Below are 20630 nucleotides of genomic sequence, written 5' to 3' on the forward strand. Positions count from 1 at the left end.
CGACGTGCTAGTCAAAGTTGAACCGCTTGAACGTATCAAACTCACTGGCAGGTACGGGCTTCTGGAATAAGTAACCTTGGCCATACTGGCATTTTAGGTTTTTTAGAAATTTATAACACATCTCTGTTTCGATCCCTTCGGCAATAATTTCCATATTTAACTCGTGGCCCATAGCGATTATCGTTGATGCAATCGTGTTGTTGGCGGGCATAAAGCTTTTGTCGATTTTTAATACATCAAAAGGTAGATCCTTGAGGTAGCTTAAACAGGAGTAGCCTGTACCAAAGTCATCAAGGAGCAGTCGCGTGCCGAGTTCGGACAGTTCGTGCAGTGTCGCTACACTCTTTTTGTCTTCGGTAATAATGCTGTTCTCGGTAATTTCAATGTGGATCAATGCGGCGGGTAAAGATAAGCGGGTGAGAATATCGGATAGGCGCTTGGAAAACTGTGGGTCTTTTAACTGGTGGGATGAAACATTAATAGCCATTGCGTGGTGAGTAGCACCGGCATCGTGCCATATTTTGCATTGTTGACACGCCTGCTGAAGTACCCAGTTACCTATATCAATAATTTGCCCAGAATTTTCGGCAATGGGAATAAATTCATCGGGACCAATGGTTTCACCCTTTTTCGTCGTCCAGCGCAATAGTGCTTCGCTGCTTACGATGCTGCCGTCTGCGAGTTTAACGACAGGTTGGTAGGCGAGGCTAAACTCATTATTATCAATGGCGTGGTGTAGTTGATTGACGATGTCCAGTTTACGGTTTTGTTTTGTCGCGGAGAGTTTATCGTAGGGCTGGTACCGGTTTTTACCTGCATTTTTCGCTTGGTACATCGCTGTATCTGCATGCTTTAGCAGTGCGGTGCTATTGACCCCATTTTGAGGGTAACAGGCAATACCAATGCTGGCAGTAATGTAGGACTCGATCTTGGTTAATTGGACTGGCTCGCTGATAGTATTGATAATTCTGTGGGCAATGGCATCGATGATTTCAATCTCTTCAAAGCAGTCTGTGACGGCAACAAATTCATCTCCACCAAAACGGACAACTGAATCGGTCTCCCGTACGGCATGAGCGATACGTTTAGCCATCTCTACCAATAATGTATCCCCCACGGTGTGACCTAAGGTGTCGTTGATATCTTTAAATTGGTCAAGGTCGATAAACATGACTGCAAACTGTGAGTTGCGGCGGGCGGACTTGGCGATGGCATTATTAATTGTACGCTCTAGGGAGTTTCGATTAGGTAAACCGGTCAAACTGTCGTTGTAGGCCAGTTGTTTGTTGCGTTCCTCACTTAGAGCGAGGGCTTTCATGGCCGCTTCTTTATTGGTAAGTACGGTTGATACTGCGCGAGATATTAATATGGTCAATAATAAAACGATGATGGACGATAATATGATTAACCCGATCGTCAGGCTTGCTATAACGTTAATCGTTTTTTCTACAGGGTGTTCAAACTTGATGGAGTTGTATTGAAACTTAGACTGTGCGGATACTAATTGAGCTTGAATCGCTTGTATGCTGATTGTGCCATTTTCATAGCTTCTGAGTGCGTTGAGTGTTTCGTTCGCAACCCTAAGGTCATTTTCACAAATGGTGATGATGGAGCCGGTACCAATCAGATCCATCAGTAAGCGATCAGACCAGAGGGTCTTTTCTAAACACTCAATAGGTTGTGTACGAATATCAAGAATCGCCTGGCGAATACGCGTGAGGTTGAGTGGTTCTTCGGTGGGAAATAGTTTTATAGGGGCTGAAATTAAGCCGCTTAATTCTGCCGTATGTTTAAAATGACGGATATTAAGCTGGTGGAAGTAATTACTGTGGTTCAGCGTAAAAAAACTCCACACCAATAGTAAAGAAAACAAAAAGAAAATAAGCGTTAAAAAGGGGAGTGCCTTTCTGATCCCGCGGTTTGTTAAAGTCATTTATTATTGGGCTCTAGGCTAGGCGTGCACTAATAATGGGCGATTTATGTACGTCTTCAGATTTATAACGAACGCTCTATTATTTATAGCATAGAGCAGGCAAAAAGCGAGGATAGACGCACGTTAAGCAGGTGATTATGAAAATTTAAAATTCCCGTTTAATCCCTGTAAACGGGGCGCTTTACAGTTGAATCGTGGGTGGGCGTGAGGCATTGATTACTTAGCCGATTAGCCAAGGCACGATTGAATTATTCGCTACGGGGGGCTTCGTTGAGTTTCCAATTATATTGGTCATCAAAAATCCGCTCTATGGTCGATAGTTTTTGCTTGAGTGGCTCGTTGGCGTACTGTTGTAAGTGTTTAATGATATTAATATCACTGTCGCCAAAGTCTTCTTTAAACCAGTTGTATATGCTCGATAAGACCAGTTTTCCATCTTTAACCTCAACCCCTCTAGGGTGGTTGATAAAAGCACTTGCTGCGTATTCTAGTTGCTGTTCCATATTCTCTGCTGTGTAGGCTTGGGTGCTTAAGTTAGGGCAGCCAAGGGAGGCGCAGTTGACGGCGTAATGGGTTCTAGGGTCGTTCCAAATAGGACGCAGAATGCGGTGCTCTATATCGTTAAGACTAAGGGGGTGCTGTTCTACGCGAATGAGTTTTTCCTGCCACGGCCCACGGGTGAATAAACCGGAGAGTTTGATATCCATAATCGATTTGACAGGGTAGTGGTCGAGTACCACATCAACGGTCAGTGCATTGTATAGGTTTATCCAGTACGCCCGCTGTTGATTGCGATTATAGTGGCTAATGGGCAGGGCAGTGAGTGTAGCAATATAGTTTTTTAAGGTCTGCTTGTCCGCTGTAGTCACACGTGCATAGTTGAGAGTGTTAATGCCCCTTACGGCGGTATTACTATTGTTGTTCGTTTCTACGTAGGTTGAAAGGAACTGGTCCCATGGGTTATGGCTAATCACCGTTTTGCTCTTTGGGTCGTGCTGTAACCAGTATTCCCATAGTTCTGATTTTGGTGCGGCATACGTATTTATGGAGAGCATGGCGGTTAGGGCTACTAGGCATAGTAGAGCTATCTTTATTAATCTCATGGGGGAACTCTTCTCTTAAACTTGTCCATTTGCATCTATGACCCTATTTTGATGACAAAATTCAAATTTTTAATGGCGTTTTCTTCGTCTTTAGCGAGCGGGTAGCGGTTATGCGTGAATTTATCCATGATCTTTAATGTGACTTGGTGGTATTGGTTTTATACTTAAATGAAGTTGTTTTGATAAAGAGGTGAGGTAATGGCGTTGTATCAAAAGGGGATAGTGGCTGAGGCCAATCGTTCAGCACTTTTTTTAACGTTGAATCAAACACGTAACGAAGGTGCTAAACAGCGTGTTAAGCAGGTGTTAGCCAATGTTACAGCGATTGAGGAAAAGTATAACCAGCTAGAGCCTGAGGCTGAGTTGTGTTTAGTGGCGGCGATTGGCAGTAGTTACTGGTCACAAATCATCGATGCTGAGGTACCGGCGGAGTTAACCGCGTTTCCTAGTTTTGAAAATGGTGAGAATGTTGCACCTAATACGCCGGTGGATCTACTTTTTCATATACGCTCAGAAAGGAAGGATCTTAACTTCCAGCTGGCACGGGAACTCTGTTCTGAGTTAGGGGATGCGGTTCAGGTGGTTGAGGAGGTCGATGGGTTTAGATATTTTGATATGCGCGACTTCACCGGTTTTGTCGATGGAACTGAAAATCCACAAGGGGATGACCGCATAGGGGTTGCTGTTGTGGGTGATGAAGATCCGGCATTTACGGGAGGTTCTTATATTCATCTTCAGCGCTATATTCATAATATGGATTTTTGGAATAAACAGCCGGTTAAAAAGCAGGAAGAAACGTACGGTAGAACAAAAGAGGATAATGTGGAGTTTGCCTCTACAGATAAGGCGCTTACGGCTCATACTAAGAGGACATCCTTAAAAGACAGTGATGGCAACGCTATTGAAATTCTTCGTCACAGTATGCCCTATGGAGATACACAGGCGTGCGGGCTTTTGTTTGCGAGTTATTGTCGTACGCCAAAAAACTTCACCTTAATGCTGAAAAGCATGGTGGAGGGGGATGGCAAGGGCCATACCGATCATCTGTTAAAATATACGCGAGCGGTGACCGGGCAGGCATTTTTTGCACCGTCACGTAGCTTCCTAGAAAATATTAACAAATAGAACGGATTAGAATAAATGTAGTTTTACTACATTTATTCTAATGTCTGTCTGTTTTTTGTTCTATTTCTTGCAATTTGTAGAATTTGTACTAGGGTTGTTGGTATAAAAATTACAATACGGGTTAGAGAATAAAATGCAGACGGATATACATGTACGCACTATCGCTATTTTAGCGGTAGATGGCGAAAATTATGAGGTTGATGGGTACTATCAGGGGAAGCAGCGCAAAGCGAAGTGGTATAACGTATTTAAAAGCAGTAACCGTGACGTGCATGCGGATCACCTAGACGTGTTTCCCTCCCATGCAGATATCCGAAAATTGCTTAATTAGGCATTGATCGTAGTCGGTATCGTTAAACTGATAGTAGAAAGCCGGATGTATAAACCCATCCGGCTTTTTTGTGCCTGTTACAATTAAGACGCTCTATAACATTTGTTTATTGAACCGATTCGTTATCGCTGAACATGCCTTCAAATAGGGCTGAAGATAAGTAGCGTTCACCTGAGTCAGGTAGAATAACAACGATATTCTTGTTAGCGTGTTCAGGTTGTTTTGCGACACGCATAGCGGCGCAAACAGCGGCACCGCATGAGATACCTGCCATGATGCCTTCTTTTTCCATTAATAGTTTCGCGGTTGCAATCGCATCTTCATTGCTGACTTGCTCAACTTGATCAATCAGCGCTAAATCTAGATTTTTAGGCACAAAACCCGCACCAATACCTTGGATTTTATGGGGCGAGGGTTTAACCGTTTCGCCATTAAGTGTCTGCGAAATAACGGGTGAATCAACCGGCTCTACCGCAACGGATGTGATTGCTTTACCTTGCTGGTTTTTAATATAACGGGAGATACCGGTAATGGTTCCGCCGGTACCTACGCCTGCAACAACAACGTCCACCGCACCCTCTGTGTCGTTCCAGATTTCAGGACCCGTTGTTTTTTCGTGGATCTCTGGATTGGCAGGGTTCTCAAATTGCTGCAGCATAATATGCGTATCGGCGTTTGCGTCTACGATCTCTTGTGCTTTCTCAATAGCGCCCTTCATCCCTTTAGCCGGTTCAGTTAGAACAATAGTTGCACCGAGTGCTTTCATAATTTTTCGGCGCTCAATGCTCATAGACGATGGCATTGTAAAGATAATGTCATAACCGCGAGAGGCGGCGACGAAGGCTAAGGCAATACCGGTATTGCCGCTGGTGGGCTCTACCATTGTAATTCCTTTTTTTAGAATGCCGCTTTTTTCGGCCGACCAGATCATGTTCGCCCCGATACGACATTTTACGGAACCCGCAGGGTTGCGTGACTCAATTTTACCGAAAATATTTAGCCCAGGCGCGAGGCGCTTAAGATGTACGAGCGGCGTATTACCAATGGTAAGGGAATTATCTTCGTAAATTTTCATGTAGCTACCCAAGAATCCTTTGTAATCGCTTATATATCTAAAGTGAATATAAGCTCTGATTTTTATGTATGATTGTTAATAGAAGTTTTATCGTAGAACGCCTTATTGTATCAAGTGGTTTTTAGATGAAGTTTTTTCTCCATAATATTAGTGATAGTTGATATTATGGCTTTTTTGTTTGCTGGACGTTTTATTGGGAGAAGGTTATGCGCTTTATTTCGCGGCTGCTAGCACCATTTGTTTTTGTAATCGCTTATGCTTTATTTCGTTCGTCTATGCAGCAAAAATCGCTTAAAAAGCATACTTTTGTTATGAAACTTTTCCGCTTTTGTGCGGATAACGGACACAAAAAAGCGCTAAGTGTGTATGGACACCTTCTGCATTTTAAAGGGGACGGGGTACAAAACCGAATCCAAGGGGGGATCTATCTACAGCAGGCGGCTGAAAAGGGTGATGATAAAGCGCAGTATCAGATGGGGCGTATTTTTGAAAATGGGTATGAGCACTATTTTCAACCGGATGAGGCGACGGCGTTGAGGTTTTATACAAATGCGGCGGAGCAGGGACACCAATTGGCGATAAAGCGTTTAGTTGATACTTATGCGCAAGGCGAGCTTGGGCAGGTAGCAGACCCGGTGAAAGCTGACGTTTGGCGAGCAAAGCAACCTGCGTTATAACCTGTTGGTTGGGCCATTAATTACGTTTTGATTGTTTGTAGTGGGTAATGAATGCATCAAATGCCCGTGTTAATTGTGCAGCAGGGTGAGGCTCGTTACATAGTGTTAAGAGTTCGATGACGGTTTCTGCAGTGCATAGATGATCCGCATCCGGATTCCGGCGTAGGTCGTATTTGCTAGGCGTTTGTGGGTCAAACGCCAGTAAAGGTAAATGATCTAACCACGGGCTTTTGCGGACAATTTTCCGAACCTCCTTCCACGTGCCGTCCGGTACGATAATCAATGTTTTTCGTGTGCTGTCTTGTTTGATGGGCTGTTGGCGCGACTTGAGATCGGGTCTATCGGCTGGAAATAGCAGCCATGTATCAGTATTTTTATCGGCAATCTGTTGGATTAACGCCATCGGTGGATCATTCCGCTTCCATAGATAAGCTTGTGTATTTAAAAGCGTATTTAAGATGATTTTACTGGTAGTCGTAGGGCGTGCGGGTTCGTTTTCATGTAGGAGTAATGCAATCTGCACGTGACTGTGGGTAGGGGTGCTCAGGCTGCAGCAGCACCAGTTTGAGGTAAGGCCGCAACCTGAGCAGTTATCGGTAGACAAGGTTTATCGCTTCTCCATTTTCACTTGGAAGCGTAGAACCTTTTCCCCTTTGGCAGGGACTTTTATTTTCCATTGTGCGCTACCACCGAGTACTGTTTCGAACTCGATGTTGCTGCTTTCCATCTCCCATACGAGGGGAAAGTTTGCTGTCATCACTAGATCTGCAGGGGTGGAGCGGCTGTTCGAAATACGCAGCTCTTGGCCAACTTTAAAGCCGTTAAAGACTGTGCTGAAGTGGGTCTGTTTGCGGTGGATGGATAGGTCAAACGCTTTACCTTGAGTGACCTCGACCTCATCACCTTCACCGGTGTGATTAATACTGCTGCCACCCATAAATTGCAGCTGACCTTTACTGTCAGGGCTAAAGGTTCTGATTTTTCCCGCCGGTAGCGGCATCCCTAAGTGAGATTTTTGATCATTCAAAAATTTAAGGGTTAAGTTAGGTTTTACTCGGTGCTGGTTGCGTTCTAGTGTTGGGTAAACTAAAAACTCATAATCGTAGCTACGGCTGACGGGTACTTTTTCGGCGGTGAGGAAGGAGACCTGTTTTACTTGGCCATTGAGTAGGTCCACTTTTCGTGGCAGGCTAAATAGGTGGAAGTCACCAATGCTCTCTCGACTTAATGTTTTAGGTGCAGCACTGCGCGCCATCACCATATTGGAGAAATCTTCTTGTAGTGCAGCGGCATGGCGCGCCCCTGGATTATTTAAGTCGCCAGCCACGAGTGATATCTGTGCCTCTTTAAAGTCAGCGCCAGTGTTGTTTGTGAGGCTGGCTAAGCCATCTAGTGTTACCTGCGTACCGGCTTCGTTAAGTGTCATTACATAATCCATGCCCCAGCTTAGTCCACCGGTTAGGTAGCTGATGCCCGCTAACTGAGGTTTAGGTGTACCTGCCGAGCGGAAGCTTAGGCTGGGCTTGGCCAACAGTTGACCTGGCAGACTTGGGAAAATAAAACGCCACCCATTGTTAAGGGGAATACTTTCAAAGCTATTATTGCGTTTAATTAATGCGCGGCTGCCATCAATGCTGAGTAGTTTAACTTGGCTAATAATCTCTTTACCGGAAACCGGGTTTAGGCGCGCAAGCTTTAGGTCTTTACCGACAAAGTGTTGGAGTAGGTTTTGTTGGTTAAGTAGATTGGTGTTGAGGTTTTGTTCAAGTACCTTACCTGCATTGTCGATACGTAAGCTTTCGACCTGTAGCTGCTTGCTCACATCTTCAAGGGTAACGGATTGTCCTGTTTTTAAGGGGGGGAGGTTGCGGGTTTCACGCACCAAACCTAAGTTTTGGTTGTACAAGGTTAGGTCGATAGATTCTCGCTGCTCGGAGCTTATCTGTATGGTATTGGCCTGCGCGGATAAAACGGTAAAGCCCGCGAGGAAAAGAGCTAGGTGGATTTTATTAATGTGCATGTCATGTATTCCCTGAGAGCGAGTCCCTAATCTATCAATTTTAGAATGAACCTAAGCTTTCTGTGTATCCGGTCGAACGGGCCTTTATTCTTTATTTAATATCCAGTGCAACCCTAAAGCCCCAGCTGTTACGTTTTGAATCGACGGGGTGGCGGTAGCGGCTGGCGGGGCGAATTAAACGATCGATTTCAAACCACGACCCGCCACGCATGACACGGTTTTCGCAGGCCTTTTCGGTATACGCGGAGCCATTGGTGGGCGTGAATTTGTAACTGTCGGTATAGCAATCGAATACCCATTCGTCAACATTGCCGGTCATGTCGTGCAGCCCCCAGTTGTTTGCGGGGAAACTGCCAACGGGGGCCGGTTGTTTACCATCAAAGGCGCTGCCACAGCCGGTACAGCTTGCCATGTTGGGTTTAAGCTCATCGCCCCACCAGTAGGTGGTGACTGTGCCAGCTCGTGCTGCATACTCCCACTCAGCTTCGGTTGGTAGGCGATAAGGGTGGCCGGTTTCATGGCCAAGCCATTCTGCGTAGGCCACGGCGTCTCGCCAGCTGACATTAATGACCGGTTGATTGCCACGTCCCCAGCCGCCATCGTTTGGTAGGGGACGATTGGTGGCGTTGGCGAAGGTATCATATTCTGCAAAAGTGACCTCGAAGCGTGATAGGGCGAAAGGCTTGCGGATTTTGACTAGGTGTACAGGCTTCTCGTTATCATCACCAATACCTGACTGGTCGCCCATCCGGAAATCACCGGAAGGTAGCAGGACCATTTCAGGGCCATAGGTTGTGCTGTCGATCTGATCTTTAAAGATCTGTTGGCCGGGTGAGTCAGGCTCTGCTTTTAACAGGCGTTTGGTCGTTAACAGCTCTTGCTCTAAAAGGGCGTTCGTTTGCAGCGCGTCACTGAGTTCCTGCTCTGCTCTTGTTTGTATCTCTTGCTGCGCTTGGAGCGTGTCATACATCTGCTGTAGCGCTTCTTGCTGTTTAGTGATCTGTAAGGCTTGGAAATCTTTTTCTTTAAAATTGAAGAGCTCTGATACCGCCCAACCGGATAAGTAGCCAGCCACAAAAATAAGGCAACCCATTAACACGTATAGGGTCGTTTGCGAGATCGATGTTAATCGGCGTATAGACTGTTTGACAGTTTTGTTGAGTTTCTCTTTAGTCGATAAAGGTGGGCTGTCATCGGTACTCGCTTCCTCCCCTTCTGTTTCACTGGGCTTAGTTTGAGGCGCCTCGTCTTTCTTTTCGTCATCGTCTTCTTTTTTAGGTGGGAACACGGCTTTCATTAATTCGGTGCAACTTGTAAAGCGCTCTTCTATATCAGTGGAAAAGGCTTTTTGTAGTGCTTCCCATTGCTGATTATCGAGCTCCGCGGGTTGTTCTAATTGTTTACGTACTCTGTCGGCTTCGGAGTCATTAACATTGAACGGTGGTTTTCCGGTAAAGAGTTCGTAAATAATCGCGGCAAACGCATACACATCGGTTTTGCGGCTAAGTTTACCGGGGTGAAAGGCTTCGGGGGATTGGTATTGTTGGTAACTCGGAGGTGCTGGCAATAGGTCTGTAATTGATTCGAGGGCGTCTCTGAGGGCAGGTAAGGTGAGTTTTACGCCACCTTTGCGGTTGATATAAATAACATCAGGAGATAGGCAGGCGTGTGGGCTACGTAGCTTCTGGAAGCTCATATCGACAGCGTAAGCGATTTGTCTGAGCAGTCCGAGTCGTTGTGTTAATTGAAGTGGTTGTTCTGCCTGTATGACGCCACTGAGTGTTAAACCGTCTAGTTTTTCATAGGAGAGGAGGAGTAATCCGCCTTTATGGGGGAAAAAGCCATAGCACTCTGCGATATGTTTGTTTTGCAGTTGCTTGCTTAACGCTGCATGTTTTTTTATACCTTCAGCAAATGTGCTTTGCTTTAGAAGCGCGGGGTTGATGATGATCAGTGTAACGAGCGGGTTGCCTGCAACATCAACGTCCTTAGCCTGCCATAATTGACCGAGTAAGTGGTCTGAGCTATTGCTTATCAGTTGAAAACGGTGGTGCTCAGGCCCCAGTATGGTGCCTTCTTGTAAGGACTGATAAATTGAATCTGCAGTATCGCTCATGGGGAATTAAAACCTATCCTTAGTTTTCATATACCTATCATAGACAAAGGCGTGGCTATATATGTCATTGCTCAATAGCATGATATTTAGATGAAGCCTGTCGCTATCAGCTAACGAATGATTATAAAAGAGTAAGCCCATTGTTCAATAATGGGCTTCTTTCTTTTGGATATATAGGTTTTATAGCAATGTCAGGCGCTTTTATATAGAGGTATCTAAGTGCGGGAAGCTTTTTACGAGCTCATCTACCGCTTTCATCTGCGCCAAATAAGGCTCAAGTGTGCTTAACGGTAGCGCACAAGGACCATCGCATTTAGCTTGGTTTGGATCGGGGTGGGCCTCTAAAAATAATCCTGCAATACCTTGGGATAACCCTGCGCGTGAAAGCTGTGCGACCAGTGCGCGTCGTCCGCCAGCGGAATCTGCACGGCCTCCCGGCATTTGTAGGGCGTGGGTCGCATCAAACATAACCGGATAGCCGAACTCTTTCATAATAGAAAAGCCAAGCATGTCCACGATTAAATTATTGTACCCAAAGCTGGAGCCGCGTTCACAGAGAATGAGTTGGCTATTACCGGCTTCTTCGCATTTGTGCAAAATATGCTTCATCTCTTGTGGTGCAAGAAATTGTGCTTTTTTGATGTTAATGACGGCATCGGTTTTTGCCATGGCTTCTACAAGGTCTGTTTGACGAGACAGGAACGCGGGTAACTGAATAATATCGCATACTTCTGCTACCGGTGCTGCTTGGTGTGGCTCATGTAGGTCCGTAATAAGAGGCACATTAAATGTCTCTTTTATCTCTTGTAATATCTTTAGACCTTCATCAAGGCCGGGGCCGCGAAAAGAGGTGAGCGAGGAACGATTTGCTTTATCGAAGGATGCTTTAAATACATAAGGAATGTTAAGTTTTGACGTAACTTCGACGTAATGTTCAGCAATTTGCATTGCCAGATCACGGGACTCCAAAACATTCATACCGCCAAACAATACCATGGGTTTGTCATTAGCTATTTCAATGTTTGCGACTGTTATGGTTTTTTGCTGCATTGCTATCAATCGTCCATCATCATGGGGGAAATGAGCATTATAACCCTATCTATAATGACAACAACTGGTCTGGTTGCTATGGGGTGGTTGATTCCTCTTCGCAGGGGAATAGGTGGGCATATTTACCTATCCATTCAAGTGCGGCATCTTGCGTGGAGATCACTCGTCCTTCAACCTTGAGCACATGGTTTCGGTAGCGTTGTATGTAGCACAGTTGTTCCAGCATGCGTATTCTTGCCAGTGCATCAAGGCTATTAAAGGTGATGCCTAACTCATACCCGTTGCTGGTATCTTCACACCGTTCAACGGTGCCGTTCACTTCGAGTTGAGAGGCGACACTCGGTATTTTGATGGCAATCGACTCGCCTGACTGGAAAGGCTTTGTTGAGTGACAGATTAACTGGAGTTGAGAGGTGTCGGTTAAGGTCGGGTGTGACTCTTGTAAATCAAGTTCTATTGGAAACTCATCGGGATGGCGGATAAACACTTTTTGCTCGCCCATGACAATCACCTTAATCAGCACTGTCAGCGTAGTAAATGGAGTATCAAACTACGCAATTAATGAACCTGTGGGTTCTAAAGCGTTAGACAGGAATGAACAGAATCGTTCCAAAACCTAACAGGACTTCTTCATTTGCTCTACCCATAGTATCGACCATAATGGGGGAGTTTTAATAGTTAATTCGATTTTTATCATGGATTTGTTGTTTTAATTTACTTTGGTGGTGGCCAATGAGCGATGTTGATTCTGAAAAGTTAGCATTACTGAGTGCAAATTGTAGGGAACTACAGCAAGCAAACAGTACGTTGTTACTTTCAACCTTAGGTGAAGCGTTTCCTGAGATTAGTTATGCGCCCTATGTTCGTGATGACGAAGGATGTTTTTATATTTTTATTAGTGAGTTGGCTGCGCACACCCAAAACTTGTTACGTCAGCCATCGGCGTCGGTTATGTTTATTGCGAATGAGGAGGATAGCCGAAACTTGTTTGCTCGCGAACGGCTTATCTTTAAATGTATAGCAGAAGAGAGGCTGCCGAGCGATGAGGGCTATGCAGCTGTACTCGATCAATTAGCGCAAACGTTTGGTTCTGTTGTTGGGGTGTTGAGAGGGTTGTCTGATTTTCACTTGTTTTGTTTACGGCCGATTGAAGGGCAATACGTGGTTGGTTTTGGTAAGGCTTATAGGGTTGAGCCGGAAAGTGGGGTGTTAGCGCATATTTCAGAAGCGGTGTTAAAACGGTAATTGGGGGCGAATAAAACTACAGGTTTCTTCGGTAAAGGGAGTGGCTCTAAAAGGAGCCGCCTTCCATTAATTCGACAACCACCGTCTTCACTAAGAACGCTGCCAAACCTAAGCCGAGTGCAAAAAATAGAATGATAGTGCCAAACTTTCCCGCTTTCGATTTTTTTGCTAAGTCATAGATAATAAAGAAGATAAAGGCTGCGAAAACAGCAAGCCCTATATTGAGTGCGATACTTTCAATTTCTGCGAGACGCATAGTGACCACCTCAGTGCTTAAGCTAAAATGTGGACCCGAATTATATAGTAAAGATAATGGGAAGGGTACTTGGGTTGACTTAAGTGTTTAGATGAGGTGTAGGCGGCCAATGCTAATTAGTTGGCTTTTCAAGGTTTAAATATGCTGTTTGCTCTGATAGATTACACTAAAAATAGTGCATAAAGATCCAGCAAAAAGATTGGGAAAATACATTATTTTTTGCTTGCTTTTGGCACGTATTTTGATGCTGATTTTTAGGTGAATTTTTTTTAAAAAAATGTCATCTAAGGTAGTTATACTATGGATCCGCTGTAAGCCCCGTTATATCAATGTTTTAGCATTAAATTATCGGTTCCTACACTCTACAAAGCCCAAAATCAAGTATTGCAATAAACACTAGGATCACTATATTTAGTGTCTCCGGTCGTTATCGCTACTACATGTTGTGTATGGCCGGTAAATATAGAGTAGAAAGCTGAGAACCGCACCATTATTGGTTCCGCTTATTAAAGGGATGTTTTTTTGCCCCATTATGAAGCGTAAAACAGCACGATAACTAACAATTATAAAGTCTTCAATTGGAAGGTCGCATGCAGCAAGATCTGATGGTAACGAAAAGGGATGGACGCCAAGAACTGGTTGATCTGGAAAAGATTCACAAGGTTGTTATCTGGGCTGCGGAAGGATTAAATGCCGTATCACCTTCTGAGGTTGAATTAAAAGCACATCTTCAGTTTTTTGAAGGTATGCGTACCTTCGATATTCACGAGACATTGATCAAATCCGCTGCTGATTTGATCTCTGAAGACTCACCAGATTACCAATACCTTGCTGCGCGTCTTGCTATCTTTCACCTGCGAAAACGTGCGTTTGGGCAGTTCGAGCCACCGCACCTCTACACCCATGTGAAAAAGCAAGTTGAGAACGGTCGCTATGATCAGCATTTATTAGAAGACTATTCTGAAGCTGATTGGGATGTTTTAAATGGTTATTTAGAACATAAACGCGATATGAACTTTTCCTACTCTGCGGTTAAGCAGTTAGAAGGAAAGTACCTCGTACAAAATCGTGTTACCGGTGAAGTTTACGAAAGCCCACAGATTCTTTATATGCTGGTGGCCGCTTGTCTCTTCGCAGACTATCCGGCAGAGACACGCTTGGATTATGTGAAGCGTTTTTACGATGCCACATCACTGTTTAAAATATCACTTCCAACACCCATTATGGCGGGTGTGCGTACGCCGACACGCCAGTTCAGCTCCTGTGTATTGATTGAGTGTGGTGATAGCTTAGACGCAATTAATGCGACCTCCGCATCGATTGTTAAATATGTTTCACAGCGTGCAGGCATTGGTATTAATGCAGGCCGTATCCGTGCGCTTGGTAGCCCTATCCGTAATGGTGAGGCGTACCACACGGGTTGTATCCCTTTTTATAAACATTTCCAAACAGCGGTTAAATCCTGCTCGCAGGGCGGTGTACGTGGCGGGGCGGCAACCCTGTTCTACCCAATTTGGCATCTGGAAGTGGAATCACTTCTTGTCTTAAAAAATAACCGTGGTGTTGAAGAAAACCGTGTTCGCCATTTAGATTACGGTGTGCAGATTAATAAGTTGATGTACACGCGTTTGATTAAAGGCGGTGACATTACACTGTTTAGCCCGCATGAAGTGCCAGGCTTATATGAAGCCTTCTTTGCTGATCAAGATGAGTTTGAGCGTTTGTACGTTAAGTATGAAAACGACCCATCGATCCGTAAAGAAACGATTAAAGCGGTTGAGCTGTTTGGTATTTTAGCGGCAGAGCGTGCACAAACTGGCCGTATTTACATTCAGAACGTAGACCACTGTAATACACATAGCCCGTTTGATCCGGCTGTCGCGCCTGTGAAGCAATCGAACCTTTGTCTTGAGATTGCGTTGCCGACTAAGCCGTTGCAGCATGTTAATGACCCTGAAGGTGAGATTGCCCTTTGTACGCTTTCTGCTTTTAACTTAGGGGCGCTGAATGATCTTAATGAATTAGAGAATCTAGCTGATCTAGTGGTACGTGCACTGGATAACTTGCTGGATTATCAAGATTACCCGATTCCTGCGGCTCATACATCGACAATGAATCGTCGTCCGCTTGGCGTTGGTGTGACCAACTTTGCTTATTACTTAGCGAAGAATGGGGTTAAATATTCTGACGGCTCTGCTAATGGTCTTGTGCATAAAACGTTTGAAGCGGTGCAGTACTTCTTGCTTAAAGCGTCAAATGAGTTGGCCAAAGAACGTGGTCGATGCCCTAAATTTGATGAAACGGTGTACTCAAAAGGTATCTTGCCAATCGATACCTATAAGCGTGAAGTTGATGAGTTCTGTGACGAGCCTTTACATTACTTTTGGGAAACGTTGCGCGAAGATATACGTGAGTTTGGTCTGCGTAACAGCACCCTAACCGCGCTAATGCCATGTGAAACCTCCTCGCAGATTACTAACTCCACTAATGGTATTGAACCACCACGTGGCTACGTCTCTGTTAAAGCAAGTAAAGATGGCATTATGAAACAAGTTGTTCCTGGGTATACGGAACTTCGTGAGCAGTATGAACTGCTTTGGGATATTCCTAACAATACTGGATACCTACAGTTGGTGGGGATTATGCAGAAGTTTGTTGATCAATCAATCTCTGCAAACACTAACTATGATCCATCGCGTTTTCCAAATGATAAAGTGCCGATGAAGCAGTTACTGCAAGATTTACTAACGGCCTATAAGTACGGTGTTAAAACACTGTATTACCACAACACGCGAGATGGCGCTTCTGACCAAGCCGATGATTCGGGTTGCGAAGGCGGAGCATGTAAGCTTTAAGCGACATGCTTGATCGACAATGTAGAGTGCGCCTGTAATTCTCGATTACAGGCATCATAATTATAAAATTTCAGGAACGAATATATCGATGGCGTACACCACGTTCAGTCACAGTACTCATGATGCAACTAAAGAACCGATGTTTTTTGGCCGAAGTGTCAACGTTGCTCGATATGATAAGCAGAAATACCCTATCTTTGAAAAGTTAATCGAAAAGCAACTTTCATTTTTTTGGCGTCCGGAGGAGGTAGATCTATCTACTGACCGTAAAGACTTTATGAATATGCCTGAGCATGAAAAGCATATCTTTTTGAGTAACCTGAAATATCAAACGTTGTTAGATTCTGTGCAAGGGCGCTCACCTAATATTGCGTTTTTGCCGGTTGTTTCTCTGCCTGAGTTGGAAACATGGTTCGAGACTTGGGCTTTTAGTGAAACGATCCACAGCCGCTCTTATACGCATATTATTCGTAATATTATTACTGAGCCTTCAGAAGTGTTTGACGAGATTGTCACCAACCCTGAGATTATTCGTCGCGCTGACTCGGTTACACGTTTATATGATGAGTTTATTAACCTTTCTAGTGCCTACAGTATCCATGGCGAAGGTTTGCATACGATCAATGGCAAAGTGTTTGATACCTCATTACGTAATTTAAAGAAGAAGCTGTACCTGACCCTTGTCTCTATTAATGTACTTGAGGCGATCCGTTTTTATGTGAGCTTTGCCTGTTCGTTTGCTTTTGCTGAGCGTGCGATTATGGAAGGCAACGCAAAAATTATTAAACTGATTGCCCGTGATGAAGCACTTCATCTGACAGGTACTCAGCATATGCTGAATATTATGGCATCTGGCGCGGATGATCCTGTCTTTAAGGAGATTGCAAAGGAGTGTGAGCCTGAGGTGTATGGGATTTTTAAAGAAGCCGCGCAGCAAGAAAAAGATTGGGCCACGTATTTATTTCGTGAAGGCTCGATGATTGGTTTGAACGCTAAAATTCTATCGGACTATGTGGAATACATTACGAATGTTCGTATGAAAGCGTTGAACTTAGATGAGATATTCCCTGCATGCCAGAACCCATTACCTTGGATGAATGCTTGGTTAGTGAGTGACAATGTACAGGTAGCCCCGCAGGAAGCCGAAATTAGCTCATATTTAGTTGGTCAAATCGACAACGAAATGGGTGACGATGACTTTGACGGCTTTGATTTATAAGGACGTAGTAATGGCAGGCCCACCAAGGATTAAAGTTAACAATCATCATACGTTTTATTATCAGTATGAAACAACACTGCTAGATGCACTTGAGGTTCAGGAGATCCCTGCGCCTTATAACTGCCGAGGTGGTTATTGTGGTTGTTGTAAAGTCCGGTTAATCGAAGGTGATGTTGAGTACGTACAGGAAAGCTTACTTGATCTTCAAGATGATGAAATTCTTACCTGTTGCTGTATTCCTAAAACACATATAGAGCTAGAACTACCGGAAGACTGATTCTCGTTTTAGGCTAATTCTTTTTTAGATTGATATTGATTTAACGGTGCTGCCTTCGGGCTTCGCCGTTTTTTTCGTTTCTTTTGCACAGGCTGAAACATAATCTGTCAATAGGGATATGTTATCTTTTTAAAAATAGATAAAATTTTATTTATTTGTTTAACTTATTGATATTATTGACTTAATTTTAGTTAGTTTAAAAAGTAAACGATTTGGCTGAAGTGGCGTATTTTATGGGTTTGAGCAATCTACCCAAAAACTATACACCGAGTTATCCACAATAAGTGGGGGTAAGCGGTTTATAGGTTTTCGCGTGAAATATTCATGCCCGAGGCGGGTGTTGTATCTTGATGCTATTTAGGGGGGCGTCCTTTTCCTCCAGGAGAGAGCGTGTTTTAGAGTCCCATATTTTGATGGTTTGATCTGTTCTATGGGTATTGTCATAGGGCGTTTCTTTAAATATGCGTGTCGATGCTACAAAAAACATAACCACTATAGTTAATTGTAGTATTTGTGCATAGCGTCTCTTTTTAGTTCATTGTCTATTTCTCCGGCGTTAGGTGTGGTTTAGTGCGGCAGATGTAAGCTTTATGCTGTATTGATTTGTAGCTGAGAGAAGGGGGGTGAGTCCTTGAAATACTTATCTTATTACGGTGGAGGTTGTTTGATTGAAAAGGGAGGTGAAGGGGTGGGAAATGGAGGTAAGGGAAACAGTCGATGTTATGCTTTCTGGGTGAATTAAAGGGCTATTTATGGGAAAGTTGAGTGTTTTTCATGCATAAATGTAAAGAATTATTGAGTTTTTTGGCTAAAAGAGTAGTCTTTGTCTCCTAAGTCCACTGGGATATGTACAATTTTTTGGCAAGATCGTTGCCTTTCGTAAAATCTACTTAATTTGCACAGGAATTTAAGGATGAAGTTCCCTCGTAGTCAGTTTCCTATTTTTTTTATTGTCTTCATAACTCTCAATCTGGCCTCGCCGGTTGTATCTAGTGCTGCATTAGTATCACAAGGTTTTACTAATCTTACCGGAACCGCGGAGAGAATGATTTCGTATCGTCATCAAGAACGCTTTCTGATGACGGATGACGGGGTACAGCATTTATTAATCAATGTGGGTGACCGTGATGAGGAGTCTAAAGGCGCCCTTGCTTTAATGACTAAAGAAGAGGGGCAAGCTGATTGGGAAGAGGTTATTGATCTCAATTGCAGCAATTCTGAGTCTACAGCGGATATGGTACTAGATAAGAATTATCTCCATATTGTGTATAACTGTGACAAACAGGTGTGGTACTCACGTTTAAGCTACGATGCTTTAACTTCTACGTGGTGGAACTTAAAAACACGTCGTATTTTTAAGGGGCGCCTTCAAACACCGAGTGCGCCTACCATAGCGATGAGCTCAGATCGAACTTTGCATGTAGTCTTTACCCAAACAAACTTTAATAAAGTTGTGCAGTTAGTAGGCTATTCAAGTGGTAGTCCGTTATTGAGGTGGGTACCTACAGAAACATGGGGTCAGGCGAATAAACGCCCCGCTAAAGCTGGACGCATATTAAGTTTAGAGACCGGTATGGGTTTGCTTTATACGGATGTGTCGGAAGAAAATGATACTGCACGTAGCACGTTGAATTTTGTAAGAACAAATGAAGATGGCTCTTGGACGGCACCTGTTGTATTAGAATCAACGGATGCCGGTTTTCATGACCCTTATGGAAGCCATTATAGTGCAATGGTTGATGATCAAGGTAATATCCATCTTGTGTGGCCTGTTGAAAAACGCTTAGTTTACTATCGCTTTGATAAGGCTTCGGATACGTGGAGTGCCGATTATATTTTAGAAAACCCTCACAATGCAGTGTATAGCCAAGTGGCTAAGCACACCGATGGGCGTATCTTCCTTATCTTTAACGTAGGGGAGCAGTTACAGATGGTGGAAAGTAGTGATTACGGCCTTACGTTTAATCATACTGCTTTCCTTATTCACCCTACGGGTGATCCTTTGTACGATTGGGCGCAGCCGCGTGTAGAAGCACCTGCTGTATTTTCGGGCAGGTTAGATGTATTGCAGCAGTTGTCGACGGTACCAACAGAAACAGTACCAGCAGTCGAGCGGCTGTACTTGTTTTCGGTCACGCCATAATCGCTTGATTCACACTCTATTCAGTTAATTAATCTGATACTAGTGATGTTAGTATGGTTTATTGTAGTTGTAGGCTGTAATGCGGAGAACTATTAAGTCACACTCTTGTCTATATATGAGCGGCTATTTTGTATTTGGGGCTCTGTAACGTCAATTGTCCATTGATATGCGCTTTAATCAATAAATGTAACGATCATTTTCGATTCGAATACACAGATTAAAGTGTTAGGAGGTATTAGATGCTTTTTAAGAATGTAGTGATCCAACGGTTGGTTTTATTATTTAGCTTTCTCAGTCTAAGTGCTTGTGTGACTGGGCAGACGTCCGCTGATTATGGTGCGAGTAATATAAAAACGTTCAAAGATATCTCATATGGCCCTGATCGCGCCAATAAATTTGATGTATATACCCGCGATGGTTTGAGTAATGCCCCCGTTGTTTTTATGGTGCATGGCGGTGCTTGGAAAATGGGTGATAAGGAATCCAAGAGCGTTATAAAGAATAAGCTAGAACGTTGGTTACCTGCTGGGTTTGTGTTTATTTCCGTGAACTACCGATTGTTGCCGCGCGCTACCGACCCTGTTCAACAGGCTGAAGATGTGCGAAACGCATTGATCCTTGCGCAAAATAAAGCAGCAAGTTGGGGTGGTGATCCAGAGAAATTTATATTGATGGGCCACTCTGCGGGTGCGCATATCTTAGGTTTGGTCTCTTCCTCGATTGGTGCGCATAAAGCGATGGGCGGTAAATCATGGTTGGGAACCGTATTGCTGGATAGTGCGGTACTTGATGTTCCGTCTATCATGAGTAGTCGGCATTATGGTTTTTATGATGATGCCTTCGGTAAAAATTCCGATTTTTGGGTCAAAGCATCACCTATGCACCAGCTTAAATCAGATGCGCCTCCGTTTTTAGTTGCCTGTTCAGCGGGTCGTAAAGGTGCATGTTCTCAAGCGAATGCCTTTGTTGCTAAAGCTAATTCAATTGGTGTTAAAGCCTCAGTCATTAGTAGAGATTTATCCCATAAAGAGATGAATGAAAGCTTAGGTGATAATAATGACTACACGGCTAAGGTTGAAGCCTTTATGGCCGGCTTGGATAGCAATGCCAAAGCGATGATCTCTGCTCAGCCGGTCGTGGTTAAAGAGGAGCCTCGTAAAGGTTTATTGCAGCGCTGGAGAGAGAAACGCCAAGCGGCTCAGTAA

General features: G+C 44.0%; 18 protein-coding genes. 9 read left to right on the forward strand and 9 right to left on the reverse strand.

The features are described 5' to 3' along the window. Nucleotides 1–7: 7 nt before the first annotated feature. Both A3773_RS03005 and A3773_RS03010 read right to left on the reverse strand, forming a co-directional pair. Nucleotides 8–1933 carry a putative bifunctional diguanylate cyclase/phosphodiesterase gene (locus A3773_RS03005; RefSeq protein ID WP_067982960.1) on the reverse strand — a complete coding sequence of 642 codons (1926 nt, stop codon included), beginning with the start codon at nt 1931–1933 and terminating at the stop codon, nt 8–10. 248 nt (nt 1934–2181) lie between these two features. Further along, the gene (locus A3773_RS03010; RefSeq protein WP_067982962.1) at nt 2182–3036 is read right to left on the reverse strand and encodes a DUF547 domain-containing protein; all 855 of its coding nucleotides are present in this window, start codon (nt 3034–3036) and stop codon (nt 2182–2184) included. 198 nt (nt 3037–3234) lie between these two features. Between A3773_RS03010 and A3773_RS03015 the strand changes: the two genes are divergently transcribed. Together A3773_RS03015 and A3773_RS03020 are read left to right on the forward strand one after the other, a co-directional pair. After that, the gene (locus tag A3773_RS03015) at nt 3235–4161 is read left to right on the forward strand and encodes a Dyp-type peroxidase (RefSeq protein ID WP_067982963.1); all 927 of its coding nucleotides are present in this window, start codon (nt 3235–3237) and stop codon (nt 4159–4161) included. A gap of 133 nt (nt 4162–4294) precedes the next feature. Next, the gene (locus A3773_RS03020) at nt 4295–4492 is read left to right on the forward strand and encodes a hypothetical protein (RefSeq protein WP_067982966.1); all 198 of its coding nucleotides are present in this window, start codon (nt 4295–4297) and stop codon (nt 4490–4492) included. Nucleotides 4493–4598: 106 nt separating this feature from the next. Here A3773_RS03020 and cysK read toward each other — a convergent pair whose 3' ends face one another. Next, nucleotides 4599–5567: a cysteine synthase A gene (gene cysK, locus A3773_RS03025; protein WP_067982967.1), complete on the reverse strand. Its 969-nt coding sequence runs from the start codon at nt 5565–5567 to the stop codon at nt 4599–4601. A gap of 206 nt (nt 5568–5773) precedes the next feature. Between cysK and A3773_RS03030 the strand changes: the two genes are divergently transcribed. After that, entirely contained in the window at nt 5774–6244 is a 471-nt protein-coding gene (locus tag A3773_RS03030; RefSeq protein ID WP_067982969.1) for a tetratricopeptide repeat protein, read from the forward strand. Between the two features lie 16 nt (nt 6245–6260). Here the strand turns inward: A3773_RS03030 and A3773_RS03035 are convergent, their stop codons facing one another. The 5 genes from A3773_RS03035 to A3773_RS03055 form a co-directional block, all read right to left on the reverse strand. After that, on the reverse strand, nt 6261–6848 hold the full coding sequence (locus A3773_RS03035) for a tRNA-uridine aminocarboxypropyltransferase (RefSeq protein ID WP_075109471.1): 588 nt from the start codon (nt 6846–6848) through the stop codon (nt 6261–6263). 3 nt (nt 6849–6851) lie between these two features. Beyond that, nucleotides 6852–8264 carry a DUF4139 domain-containing protein gene (locus A3773_RS03040; RefSeq protein WP_067982973.1) on the reverse strand — a complete coding sequence of 471 codons (1413 nt, stop codon included), beginning with the start codon at nt 8262–8264 and terminating at the stop codon, nt 6852–6854. Nucleotides 8265–8355: 91 nt separating this feature from the next. Then, complete coding sequence (locus tag A3773_RS03045; RefSeq protein ID WP_067982975.1) at nt 8356–10380, reverse strand: SUMF1/EgtB/PvdO family nonheme iron enzyme; 2025 nt, start codon at nt 10378–10380, stop codon at nt 8356–8358. A gap of 201 nt (nt 10381–10581) precedes the next feature. Next, entirely contained in the window at nt 10582–11430 is an 849-nt protein-coding gene (gene kdsA, locus A3773_RS03050; protein WP_067982976.1) for a 3-deoxy-8-phosphooctulonate synthase, read from the reverse strand. A 76-nt stretch (nt 11431–11506) separates the two neighbouring features. Continuing rightward, nucleotides 11507–11932: a PilZ domain-containing protein gene (locus tag A3773_RS03055; protein ID WP_067982978.1), complete on the reverse strand. Its 426-nt coding sequence runs from the start codon at nt 11930–11932 to the stop codon at nt 11507–11509. Nucleotides 11933–12162: 230 nt separating this feature from the next. On the opposite strand from A3773_RS03055, the gene A3773_RS03060 reads away from it, so the two are divergent. Next, entirely contained in the window at nt 12163–12675 is a 513-nt protein-coding gene (locus A3773_RS03060) for a HugZ family pyridoxamine 5'-phosphate oxidase (RefSeq protein ID WP_067982980.1), read from the forward strand. A gap of 46 nt (nt 12676–12721) precedes the next feature. Here the strand turns inward: A3773_RS03060 and A3773_RS03065 are convergent, their stop codons facing one another. Continuing rightward, nucleotides 12722–12931: a DUF2788 domain-containing protein gene (locus A3773_RS03065; RefSeq protein WP_067982982.1), complete on the reverse strand. Its 210-nt coding sequence runs from the start codon at nt 12929–12931 to the stop codon at nt 12722–12724. Nucleotides 12932–13521: 590 nt separating this feature from the next. Between A3773_RS03065 and nrdA the strand changes: the two genes are divergently transcribed. The 5 genes from nrdA to A3773_RS03090 all read left to right on the forward strand — a co-directional run bounded on the left by nrdA (nt 13522) and on the right by A3773_RS03090 (nt 20630). Then, nucleotides 13522–15786, forward strand: a complete 2265-nt coding sequence (gene nrdA, locus A3773_RS03070; protein WP_067982984.1) for a class 1a ribonucleoside-diphosphate reductase subunit alpha — start codon at nt 13522–13524, stop codon at nt 15784–15786. Between the two features lie 88 nt (nt 15787–15874). Continuing rightward, on the forward strand, nt 15875–17005 hold the full coding sequence (gene nrdB, locus A3773_RS03075; protein ID WP_067982986.1) for a class Ia ribonucleoside-diphosphate reductase subunit beta: 1131 nt from the start codon (nt 15875–15877) through the stop codon (nt 17003–17005). Nucleotides 17006–17015: 10 nt separating this feature from the next. Continuing rightward, nucleotides 17016–17282, forward strand: a complete 267-nt coding sequence (gene yfaE / locus A3773_RS03080; protein ID WP_067982988.1) for a class I ribonucleotide reductase maintenance protein YfaE — start codon at nt 17016–17018, stop codon at nt 17280–17282. A gap of 1045 nt (nt 17283–18327) precedes the next feature. After that, complete coding sequence (locus A3773_RS03085; protein ID WP_231902132.1) at nt 18328–19425, forward strand: hypothetical protein; 1098 nt, start codon at nt 18328–18330, stop codon at nt 19423–19425. Between the two features lie 239 nt (nt 19426–19664). Continuing rightward, a complete protein-coding gene (locus A3773_RS03090; RefSeq protein ID WP_067982992.1) occupies nt 19665–20630 on the forward strand; it encodes an alpha/beta hydrolase in 966 nt (321 codons plus the stop codon).

This window comes from Neptuniibacter pectenicola (genome assembly GCF_001597735.1).
GTDB lineage: Bacteria > Pseudomonadota > Gammaproteobacteria > Pseudomonadales > Balneatricaceae > Neptuniibacter > Neptuniibacter pectenicola.